At 61.7% G+C, this 10,557-nt stretch carries 10 protein-coding genes; 2 read left to right on the top strand and 8 right to left on the bottom strand.

Annotated elements, in window-relative coordinates:
* Both IVB32_RS12440 and IVB32_RS12445 read left to right on the top strand, forming a co-directional pair.
* A partial coding sequence (locus tag IVB32_RS12440; protein WP_247410454.1) for an LLM class flavin-dependent oxidoreductase occupies positions 1 to 1,075 on the top strand: 1,075 nt, incomplete at its 5' end.
* Between the two features lie 45 nt (positions 1,076 to 1,120).
* A complete protein-coding gene (locus tag IVB32_RS12445; RefSeq protein WP_247360241.1) occupies positions 1,121 to 1,333 on the top strand; it encodes a hypothetical protein in 213 nt (70 codons plus the stop codon).
* A gap of 213 nt (positions 1,334 to 1,546) precedes the next feature.
* Here IVB32_RS12445 and IVB32_RS12450 read toward each other — a convergent pair whose 3' ends face one another.
* The 8 genes from IVB32_RS12450 to IVB32_RS12485 form a co-directional block, all read right to left on the bottom strand.
* The gene (locus tag IVB32_RS12450) at positions 1,547 to 2,935 is read right to left on the bottom strand and encodes a PLP-dependent aminotransferase family protein (RefSeq protein WP_247410456.1); all 1,389 of its coding nucleotides are present in this window, start codon (positions 2,933 to 2,935) and stop codon (positions 1,547 to 1,549) included.
* Between the two features lie 36 nt (positions 2,936 to 2,971).
* Complete coding sequence (locus tag IVB32_RS12455) at positions 2,972 to 4,405, bottom strand: NAD-dependent succinate-semialdehyde dehydrogenase (RefSeq protein WP_247360245.1); 1,434 nt, start codon at positions 4,403 to 4,405, stop codon at positions 2,972 to 2,974.
* Positions 4,406 to 4,575: 170 nt separating this feature from the next.
* The gene (locus IVB32_RS12460; RefSeq protein WP_247360246.1) at positions 4,576 to 5,475 is read right to left on the bottom strand and encodes a dihydrodipicolinate synthase family protein; all 900 of its coding nucleotides are present in this window, start codon (positions 5,473 to 5,475) and stop codon (positions 4,576 to 4,578) included.
* Positions 5,476 to 5,486: 11 nt separating this feature from the next.
* On the bottom strand, positions 5,487 to 6,326 hold the full coding sequence (locus IVB32_RS12465) for an amino acid ABC transporter ATP-binding protein (protein ID WP_247282772.1): 840 nt from the start codon (positions 6,324 to 6,326) through the stop codon (positions 5,487 to 5,489).
* Entirely contained in the window at positions 6,326 to 6,979 is a 654-nt protein-coding gene (locus IVB32_RS12470) for an amino acid ABC transporter permease (protein WP_247360248.1), read from the bottom strand. The genes IVB32_RS12465 and IVB32_RS12470 overlap by 1 nt, the downstream gene beginning before the upstream one ends.
* An 11-nt stretch (positions 6,980 to 6,990) precedes the next feature.
* Positions 6,991 to 7,959, bottom strand: a complete 969-nt coding sequence (locus IVB32_RS12475) for a proline racemase family protein (RefSeq protein ID WP_256466572.1) — start codon at positions 7,957 to 7,959, stop codon at positions 6,991 to 6,993.
* 4 nt (positions 7,960 to 7,963) lie between these two features.
* Positions 7,964 to 8,806, bottom strand: a complete 843-nt coding sequence (locus IVB32_RS12480; protein WP_247282775.1) for a transporter substrate-binding domain-containing protein — start codon at positions 8,804 to 8,806, stop codon at positions 7,964 to 7,966.
* Positions 8,807 to 8,899: 93 nt separating this feature from the next.
* Complete coding sequence (locus tag IVB32_RS12485) at positions 8,900 to 10,135, bottom strand: FAD-dependent oxidoreductase (protein ID WP_247360252.1); 1,236 nt, start codon at positions 10,133 to 10,135, stop codon at positions 8,900 to 8,902.
* Positions 10,136 to 10,557 lie beyond the last annotated feature (422 nt).

Raw genomic sequence — 10,557 nt, forward strand, 5'->3', positions numbered from 1 at the left:
CGGGCTGATCGCGACGGCGTCAACGACCTATACCGAGCCGTACAATCTGGCACGGCTGTTTGCGTCTCTCGACCATCTCAGCCGGGGTCGCGCCGGCTGGAACATCGTCACCACCGGTGCGCAGCAGGCCGCACAGAACTTTGGGTTGCCTGAACATCCGCCTCACCACGAGCGCTATGAGCGCGCCCGCGAATATCTCGACGTGATCTCCCGGCTGTGGGATAGCTGGGAGGATGACGCGCTCGTCAACGATCCGGCTTCTGGCATCTTCGCCGACACCAGCAAGATCCACACGCTCGACCATATCGGCAAGCATTTTCGCGTTCGTGGCCCGCTGAACATCTCGCGGGCGCCGCAGGGACGGCCGGTCTACGTACAGGCCGGCTCTTCCGACGACGGCCGCGCGTTCGCCGCCCGGTTCGCGGAGGCAATTTTCACGGCGCATCAGACACTGGAGTCCGCGACGGCGTTCTATGCCGACATCAAGCGCCAGGCCCGCACCTTCGATCGCAGTCCCGACGAGATCAAGATCCTGCCCGGCATCAGCCCCTTCATCGGCAGCACGCAGGCTGAAGCCGATCGACTTCAGAACGAATTCAACGAGCTGATCCAGCCCGAATTCTCCCTGACGCAGCTGCGTCAGATGATCGGCCTCGACCTCACCGGCTACGATCTCGATGGCCCGGTTCCCCGGGATCTCATCGACACAGCGAGCGCGCGCGGAGTCGCAAGCCGCTTCAAGCTCGTGGTCGATATCGTCGACCGCGAGAAGCCGACCATTCGCCAGCTGGTGCAGCGCCTCGCCGGCGCGCGCGGCCACTGGGTCATTGCCGGCACGCCGGAGAAGATCGCGGACAACATCCAGACCTGGTTCGAGGGCGGCGCGGCCGATGGCTTCAATGTTATGCCGCCATGGCTGTCCGGCGGCTTCGATACCTTCGCCGAGCAGGTCATCCCGATCCTGCGCAAGCGCGGCCTGTTCCGCGAGGACTACACCGGCACGACCTTGCGCGAGCACTACGGACTCGCGCGGCCGGCCAGCGTCTACTCCAGCGCAGTCAAGGCGATTGCCTGAGACTGTTTCCGCACCCACATCCAGACTCGCGAACAGCAAGCTGACATGAAGACCGCGTTGTTTCTCCTCTCCAGTCTTTTGGCCATTTTCCTCCTCGCCGCCGGGTCCTATGTCGATTTCTCAACAGGTGCTGAAGCCAACAACGCCGTGTTCAAGTCCGAGATCGACTCCATCCTGATTCGTACAGTCGTGTCGGCCTTCTTGCTATTAACGATCGGGCTGGCCAACTATTTCATTCTAAATCGACGCGACCGATAATAAGGGCCGGTTCTACGCGAAGGGCGGCCGACCGCGTCAACCGACGCAATCCCAAGGACCGAGTGTTGGAGAGTCGGCAGAAATGGGCGGTCGTTCGCCAAGGGCTAGTAAGTTCAGGTTGCGGGAGCAAGCACGGTTTCTTGCGATTGATCGACAGTATAGTTCCGCGACGGATTGCGTGGCGTAAAAGTCTCCCGCTCGCCGGTCGCAACGTCAGGCGACAGAAACGACGTTTACTGGGTGCCGGACGAGGATTTCGCGCAAAGTCTGTAGCGCATCGGAGAGTGCGACAACATCTTTTGGTGCGCCAAGGCAGATGCGGGTTGCGCCGGGGTCGCCGTCATTAACCGCGAATGCGATGCGTGGGGTTACGAGTATGCCGCGGCCGCGGGCCGCGGCGGCAAATTGATCTGCGGACCACTCCCGCGGCAATGGCAACCATGCATAGAACGCCGGGCACTGAAGCTTTGCGGCTTTTGGAAAAACGTCCAGGAACACCCGGTAACGCTCAAGCGCCTGCAGGCGCCGCTCACGCAGAAGATGTTCAAGCTTGCCGCTCTCGATCAGCCGCACCACCACCTCGCTCAGCATCGGAGCTACGAACCAGGCGGAGGCGTGCATAAGGAGCTCGGTTTGAGAAATGTGGTCGGTCGGGACCGTCAATGTTCCGAGCCGGAAGGCGGGAGCAAGGCACTTGGAGTACGAGGTGATGTAGAAGGTGCGGCTCGGTGCCAAGGAGGCGATCGGCACCGGACGCTCGGTGAAGAAAAAGCCGTAAACATCATCCTCTATCACGGCGAGATCGAGCTCTTCGGCCACTTCGGCGATGCGCCGCCGGCGGGCGAGACTCATCGTACGAGCCGTGGGGCTCTGTAACGTCGGCATGCAGTAGAGCACCCGCGCCCCGGACGTGCGACAGGCCTCTTTTAGCGCCTCCGGCTTGATGCCCTCGTCGTCCATCTCGACTGGTACCAAGTTGAGGTGGCTGGCCGCCGCGATCGCTTTGAAGCCGGAATAGGTGAAGGTATCGACCAGGATATTGTCGCCCGGCTTTGCTACCAAGCGAAGGGCAATGTCGATCGCGTGCTGAGCGCCGTTGCACAGGAACAGCTGAGTCGGGTTGACGGTCAGCTTGCTATCCGACATCGAAGCAGCGATGATTTCGCGATGCTGCCAAATGCCCCCATGGGGATGGTAGCGGAGCAACGGTGCAAGATCAGCCTCGCGCACCACCTCACTGAACGTCTGTGAGAGGATCTGGGTCTCGCCGCCCTCGACGGGTACGTTCAAGGCCAAATTGATCGGCTCATCTCTAGGTGGCGGCTCGGCTCGGGCGGCGGAACGGCGCCGGACGAACGTACCCTGCCCGACATGACCGCTGACGATACCGCGTTGTTCGGCCTCCTGATAGGCTTTGCTCACAGTCCCGACGGAGAGACTAAGCTCACGTGCCAGGTCACGGTGCGGCGGCAGACGATCGCCGTCCGATAGCCGGCCATCGGCGATGTCCTGCTCAAGAGCATTGACCAAGGCTAGATAGCGCGGTCCCTCGGAAGCGAGCTGCCGAGGTCGCCAGGCGGAAAGTGGCCCGTCCAAGCTCACGTCTCGCGCTCCTTTTCCTTTCGGTCCCATCGGATGCTAGACATGAAGATGGCCGACATATTTTCTGACAGTGTAGGACTCCAGACCCTCGATGCCGCCCTCGCGGCCCCAGCCACTGTCGCCGATTCCGCCGAATGGCGTCTCGGGTATCGTCACCACCATCTGGTTGATGCCGATGACGCCGACCTCCATCTCCTCCGCTATGCGATTGGCAGTCGCGGCGCAGCGGGTGAAGGCATATCCGGCCAGACCGTAGGGCAATGCATTCGCCCGTGCGATGGCCTGTTCTAGGTCATCAACAGGTTGTACCAGCGCAAGCGGGCCGAACGGCTCTTCTCTCATAGCCCGCGCCCGGTCCGGCATATCCGCCAGGATGGTGGGTCGATACATCAGACCCGTCCCCTTCAGTCGTTCACCTCCGACCACAAGGCGCGCCGAGTGGGACAAGGCGTCGGAGATCAGGTCGTCCATGGCAGCGACACGGCGCGTGTTGGCGACGGGCCCCACTGTGGTGCCCGCCTGCAGGCCATCACCGACAACCTGCTTCTCCACGAAGGCACGAGCGTGTTCGAGGTACTCTTCGTAGACCGGCTGTTCCACGAAAAATCGTGTCGGCGAAGTGCAAACCTGGCCAGTGTTGCGCAGCTTGATGGTCATGGAGAGTTCCGCCGCGCGCTGTACGTCGGCGTCTTTCGCGACGATCACCGGTGCATGGCCGCCCAGCTCCATTGTGGCGAGGGTCAGGGTCTCTCCTGCAAGCCGAGCGAGGTGACGTCCCACGGGTGTTGATCCCGTGAACGAGATTTTGCGGATGATGGGGGAACGCAGGAGATATTCGGAGACTTTTGCCGGGATGCCGAAAACCACGTTCAGCACGCCTTTGGGGAGCCCTGCGTCGGTGAGCGCCCGCGCGATCTCCAGCGTGGTACCCGGCGTTTCCTCAGCTGGCTTGATGATGCAAGTGCATCCGGCGGCAAGAGCGGGGGCGATTTTGCGCGCGGGCGTTACTGCCGGGAAGTTCCAGGGCGTGAAGCAAGCGACCGGGCCGACCGGCTCCTGCGTGACCGTCTGGCGCATATCGGGCAGGCGCGCCGGGATCACTCGCCCATAGCTGCGCCGCCCCTCTTCCGCGAACCAGTCAAAAAACTCTGCCGCGGCGGTGATCTCACCCCTCGCTTCCGCGAGGGTCTTACCTTCCTCCAAGGTCAGCACAGTGGCGATATGGTCTAAACGCTCTCGCATCAGGCCGGCCGCGCGGCGCAAGATCTGCCCCCGCTCATAAGGCGAGGTGCGCCTCCAGCCTGCGAAGGCCCGGTTTGCCGCCGTGAGTGCGCGGTCTAGTTCTTCCGTCCCGGCGTGCGGCAGCTTACCAAGAGGCTGCTCCGTCGCCGGGTTGAGAACGGTCTCGCTTCCAGCATTGGTTTCCTCGATCCACTCACCATCGATCAGGAGTGCCAGTTTCGTATACATCTTCGATTCCTTAGACGGATATGTTGCGCTCAGGCGCGAGTGAACGAGAGTCCGATTGGACCGAGCCCCTTCTGTCGAGGTGGCACCGATGTGAACCGTCTCTGCTCTCAAAGTAAGTGGGCTCTGCGACCGACGTTGATTTCCCCAGTGGCAGGATTGGACCGGCCTTCTTAGGCCTTAGCCCAGCGCATAAGACCGGCCTCGGAAATGATCTTCGCGATGGCCGCCTTCTGTTCGTCTGCCAAGGGCAGCAGCGGCAGCCGCGGGTCACCCGCGCTCCGACCGAGCTGGCTCATGGTCTCTTTGATGGCCGCGTAATAGGATCCGGACTGGAAGCAGCGATAGAAGGCGAAGACGTCGCGGCCGAGATCATCCAATCCCTTGTCACCGCTGAGAGCCTTGTCCCAGTAGTCGCGGATCAAAGGCCCTGCGATTTGATGCGCCATGGCGACAACGCCGTGAGCACCAACGGCGCGGGCGGGCACGATCATTGTCTCGTAGCCGACGAAGACACGAAGTCTGTTCCCGACACGCTGCACAAGCTCAGTCACTTGGGTAATGACGCCGGAGCTATCCTTGATCGCGACCACCGTTGGCAGTGCGGAGAGCTGCTCGACAAGGGCTGGCGTGATGTCGACGCCGGCGCGCCGCGGGCTGTTGTAGAGCATCAGCGGCAGTGACGTGTTACGGGAGATGTGTTCGAAGAAGGTCACGATCTCACGCGGACTCGGCATGGCGTAGATAGGTGGCAGGATCATGCCCCCCGCGCACCCCGCTGCCACGGCCGATTGGCACGCTTCAAGCACGTCCTCGACACGCAAATCGGCGACGCCCGCCAGCACGGGAAGGCGGCCGCCCACATGGTCAACGGTCAACTTGTAGAGACGCGCGCGCTCGGCCTTGGTGAGCGCATAAAATTCTCCGGTGCTGCCAGCCGCCACGACGCCCTGCGCACCATTGGCGATCGCATCGTCAATGAGCGCCTTATATCTGGTCTCATCAATCGAGCCATTGGCGCCAAAGGGAGTGACGAGCACGGGGAAGATACCGCCCCAGGTCACGTTGGTCATGATCTACTGTCCTATGCTGGAGATGTGGTTGAAGGTGCGGCCGCCTGCGAAGTGAGGGGGCCGAGAAGACGGGCCTGCTCAGTGAACCGGCCGACGAAGGCAGCGAGCCTCGGGTTTGCGTTCGAAAGCAGGAGTTCACGCGGAGCTCCGCTGGCTGCAACGACTCCTTGGTCCATGAAGACCACTCGATCGGCTAGCTCATAGGCGAAGCCGATTTCATGGGTGACGATCACCATGGTCATTCCTTCGGCGGCGAGCTGGCGGATCGCGGCGAGCACCTCGCCAACCAGTTCTGGGTCCAGCGCCGAGGTCGGCTCGTCGAAAAGCATGATGGTGGGCTGCATAGCGAGCGCCCTGGCGATGGCAACGCGCTGCTGCTGACCGCCCGATAATTGCGAAGGATATTTGTGCCCGGCCTCGGGAAGACCCATACGGGTGAGGAGCTCGCGACCCCGAGCCTCGGCTTCGGCGCGCGACACTTTCTTCACCACCACTGGGGCTTCGATGATGTTCTCTAGCGCCGTACGGTGGGGGAACAGGTTAAAGCTCTGGAACACCATTCCGGTTTTGACGCGCGCGGCGCTGACCTGCCGGCCAGAGAGCTTCAGCCGCTCGGCCCCGGAGCGACGGAAGAGAGGCGCCCCCTCGATGACGATCTCGCCTTGGTCTGGCTCCATCAACAGGTTCATGCATCGCAGCAGCGAGGTTTTGCCCGAGCCGCTCGCGCCAATCAGGCAGACCACCTCTCCGCGATGGACGTCGAGATCGACGCCGCGAAGTACATGGTTTTTACCATAGGACTTCTCGATGCCCCGAACGCTCAGTACGATTTCGGCGGATGTCACGGTCATCACGCGGCCTCCTTGCGCTCGAAGCGGCGAGAAAGAGCGCTGAGGGGGAACAGCAAGAGGATAAAGACGGCGCCGATCGCGGTGTAGACCTCCATTGGCCGGTAGGTGAAGCTCGCGATGTAGCCTGCCTGATAAAGCAGATCAGGGATGGTGAGCACCGAGAGCAGCGTCGTATTTTTGAGCTGCATGATGGTCTGGCCCATCAGCGGCGGCACCATGCGGCGGAGTGCCTGCGGCAGGATGATCCGCTTCATGCGCTGCACGTACCCCATTCCCAAGGCGATTGCGGCGTCAGTCTGGCCACGGTCGATCGACTGGACGCCAGCGCGCAGGATCTCGGCATAGAAGCCGCTGGCATAGAATCCGAGACCCAGAATGCCCGCAGTTTCTTTTCCGATCTGGATCTGAAGAAAGATCGGCAAGGCATAATAGGTCCACATCAGCAGCACGAGCAGCGGGATGTTGCGGAAGAACTCGACCCAGACACGGCCGGTCCAGCGCAAGATCAGCCATGGGGTGAGCTGAAGCAGCGCCACAAAGAGGCCGATCGCGAGCCCGATGGCGCAGGTGTAGATCGTGTATTTCAGAGTGACGAGCAGCCCGTAGGCCAGAATGTCCCAATTCGCGAAGACGATGGAGGGATCGAATTTCATGGCACTCTCCATCAATTGGGAAGAAAGCCGGCTGGCAGCGGATCGTCCGTTTCCAGCACGAGCGTGGAGAATCCCGTTATATGAGCCATGCCCCGCACCTCCGGGATCACCGCGGGCTGGCCATCATGCCCTCTGCCCAACTCGGCGACCTTGGCCTCAAAGGGCACGCCAAGAATGTTCTCCGCTCGGTAGTGCGCGCCCACGGCCAGCTGCCCGCGGGCGTGAAGCTGGGCCAATCGGGCGGAGGTCCCGGTGCCGCAAGGCGAACGGTCGAACTTATTGCCGGCCAAAATCACCAGATGGCGGCCGCCACCCGTGATCGACTGATAAAACAGAACGCTGTCGACCTTCGGCACTCCGCTTTGATTCAGCGCTTCCTTGATTCCCAATCCCACACGGCACCAGCGGCTGGCGTGATCAATGCTGAACGGAAGATCGAGTTTATCAGCGTCGACCAATGCGTAGGTAATCCCGCTGTAAGCAATATCGCAGCTCACCGTGCCGAGACCTTCGACCTCGGAAACAACATCGGAGGCGAGCACGAAAGAGGGCACGTTGCGCAACAAGACGGACGTGAGCTGGCCGGCTTCGAACGTGCCGGTCACACGGACGATACCCGCCGGGGTCTCGATCGACATGCCGTTTTGCTCAAAGCCCTGCGGCAGAGCTCCCGTTGCGGCCAGACTGGCGATGTAGCCGATCGTGGCGTGCCCGCACATGTCGGCGTAGACGTAGGAGAAGATGAAAAACAGCCCCTTGTCCGCCTCACGGGAAGCCACGGGCACGGCCGCAGCCATGGCGGCATGCCCGCGCGGCTCATGGAGCAGTAACGTTCTCAAGCCGTCATGATTGTTACGGAAATCGTCCCGCTGCTCGCGGACGCTGTCCCCGCGCAACACAGGGATGCCTGCCATGACTGTTCGGGTGGGATGCCCTGCGGTGTGGCTGTCGATGACTGTGAAGAGACGGCTCGTACGCATGGCGTCAGCAATACTTGCCGGACTGGGGAACCACTTTCATGTCGATGCCGCGATCGAGCATGTAACGAGTGATGCGCGAGCAAGCGAGGCCGAGCGAATTCTGCTGCGACATCCAATTGGCCAGGAAGTTGGAGAAGCCCTCGTTTCCGGCTTCGCGGCGGATACCGATCGTCGCAGGGTTGCGCAGGATAGGCGTCGGTACCACGGCCTTGCCGACGCCCTTGGAGTCGAGAAGGGCCGCATCCTGGTCGGCAATGATCATCGCATCGATTTTGCCTGACTGTAGCTCGAGCACCGCCTGGTCGCGCGTGGGCACCACGACGATGGTGGAGTTCGGGATCACGGATTCGGCGATGACTTGCATTGTGCCGCCCTTCTGCACGGCGATGCGCACTTCCTTCTTGTCCATCTCGCGCCAGGTCTTGGGCGTAAAGCCAGGACGCGCGACCAGCGCCCAGATGCCCTCGACGATGGAGCCCGGCACATAATCGATGACGAGGCCACGGCGAGGGTTCGGATTTAGCGCCACCGCAAGGTCGATTTTACCCGCCTGAAAATCGGCAGCGAGGTTGCCCCAGGTCGTCTCATAATATTCGACCTGAACGCCGAGCAGAGTCGCGATGTCCTTGCCCCAGTCGACGAAAAATCCGGACCATTCGCCCGTGCGCGGATCCTTGATGTAGCCTGGCTCTTCCGCAACCATGACCGGAAATTTGAGCTTGCCACTCGCCTTGATGCGGTCGAGCACCAGGGAGGGGTTTTCGGCGCGCGCCGGCTTGGAAGCCGGGCCGCACAGCGCGACCGCACCAATCACAGCAGCGATGATCGTACAGATCCAACGGCTCATCAGGGCCTCCTCGCATTGAACTAGGTCAATTTACTGATTGAACCATAACATAACTGTTCAGCCGCGCAAGGTTAAACTTGCGCGGCTTACTGGTTATCGCAGGCGGTATGGCGCGCTCGAAATACGTGGTGCGCGGCCCGCGACAAGGTCGGAGATGATAGCCGCAGTCATGGGGGCTCCGCTGATGCCCATGTGACCATGACCAGTGGCGAACAAGATGGACGCGTGCTTGGGATGGGCGCCGATGATCGGGAGGCTGTCTGGAGTCGATGGTCTTACGCCCATCCAGTCATTCACCTGGCTGATGGATATGTCCGGGAGCATTGTGCGGGCGTATGCTTGCAGCTTCTTGTTCTGCTTCGCATCACGCGGCGCATCGGGCGCATCGAATTCGGCGATGCCGACGATGCGCAGTCCTGCGTCGAGGGGCGTTGCAACGAAGGCTGCCGCTGCGTCGGTGACCGGGCGGCTGATGGCGCCGAACGTCCCCGGCATCGTAATGTGATAGCCACGCTCGCTGGCCAGCCACAGGGAAACTCCCAGGGAGCGGGCCAGATCGCGGCTAGTGATACCCGCTGCGATAACGACGGTGTCGTAGCGGTGGGGCCCGGCACTGGTCTGCAGCGTTACACCTTCCGTGCTCGGCTCTACGGCCTCAACCCGCGCGGCCTGAATTGAAACGCCAAGCGCAGCGGCTCGCTCCATCAGACCCTCTACGAGGGCCAGAGGGGAAGTCACATGGCCACTGTTTGGAAAGTATATCCCGCGTTTGTAGTCGCGGGATAAAGCTGGCTCCAATTCGCGAAGCTGGTCGGCGCTCAGCCTCTCAAAGGTCACGCCATGCTTCGTCCGCAGATTGTCCACTCGCTCATCTAGCGCGCTTGGCGTTAGGTCGCGCCACACGTGGAGCGCACCGTTCGGCCGGAATAATCGTCTCCAATCGGAGTCGCCGAGCATGTCGTGATAAAGCACGGCACACGGTTGGTTGAGAGCGTGCAAAGCCGTATACGCCGCCTCCCAAGCCTCCGGGCGCCCCGTACGCAGGAAGCGGACGAGCCAAGGTAGGGTGCGAGGTAACTCCCGGGGGGCCAAGCGCACCGGACCATCAGCGTCAGCAAACCAGCGCATCGCCCGCCACATGACACCGGGATGCGCCATGGGGAGAGCCGACCCCGCATTGTATTGTGCGCCGTTGCCCCAAGAGCAGCCATGGCCGATGCGCCCCGCCTCGACCACGGTGACGTTGTGCCCTTCCCGCGCCAGCATGAGCGCGCAACTTACGCCGACCACGCCCCCACCTATAACGGCGACGGCACGCGATTCAGCCATGTAACATCTCCTGTTCGAACCAAGTCGCGAGCGAGACCGGCCGCGCCTCGATCGGACAGAGTGCTCTCTGCCCTTCAGTTGACATGGTTCATTAGTTCCGATTGCTGCTTTATTGACATATAACAATCACAAGCAGTGGAGGGAATCAATCACCTTCTTTGCTCCGCTAGCGGACTTTCCGCCCCCGCTCGCCTGCAAAGCAACGGCGGGGCTGCTGATTTGGCGACGCCTGCATCAGCCATAGTCAAACGCAGTGTGTCCTTACCGACGGCTTGTCTATAAAGCTCGCGCCGGGTCAGTTCGGAGGCCTTTCGTACGCGGCAACTCGCAGGCTTTCTGTAAGCGCTTAGCCGCAACCCTATTGAGGCTGGCTTGACGTTTTGCGGAATCGCCACGGCATGAGGTCTTCGATGCGGCTATGG

Source organism: Bradyrhizobium sp. 23, assembly GCF_023073295.1.
GTDB lineage: Bacteria > Pseudomonadota > Alphaproteobacteria > Rhizobiales > Xanthobacteraceae > Bradyrhizobium > Bradyrhizobium canariense_D.

Excerpts from the sequence above, each read along its gene's own strand:
- IVB32_RS12445 (WP_247360241.1), top strand. The coding sequence starts at position 1,121 with ATGAAGACCGCGTTGTTTCTCCTCTCCAGTCTTTTGGCCATTTTCCTC.
- IVB32_RS12455 (WP_247360245.1), bottom strand. The coding sequence starts at position 4,405 with ATGTATACGAAACTGGCACTCCTGATCGATGGTGAGTGGATCGAGGAA.
- IVB32_RS12460 (WP_247360246.1), bottom strand. The coding sequence starts at position 5,475 with ATGACCAACGTGACCTGGGGCGGTATCTTCCCCGTGCTCGTCACTCCC.
- IVB32_RS12465 (WP_247282772.1), bottom strand. The coding sequence starts at position 6,326 with ATGACCGTGACATCCGCCGAAATCGTACTGAGCGTTCGGGGCATCGAG.
- IVB32_RS12470 (WP_247360248.1), bottom strand. The coding sequence starts at position 6,979 with ATGAAATTCGATCCCTCCATCGTCTTCGCGAATTGGGACATTCTGGCC.
- IVB32_RS12475 (WP_256466572.1), bottom strand. The coding sequence starts at position 7,959 with ATGCGTACGAGCCGTCTCTTCACAGTCATCGACAGCCACACCGCAGGG.
- IVB32_RS12480 (WP_247282775.1), bottom strand. The coding sequence starts at position 8,806 with ATGAGCCGTTGGATCTGTACGATCATCGCTGCTGTGATTGGTGCGGTC.
- IVB32_RS12485 (WP_247360252.1), bottom strand. The coding sequence starts at position 10,135 with ATGGCTGAATCGCGTGCCGTCGCCGTTATAGGTGGGGGCGTGGTCGGC.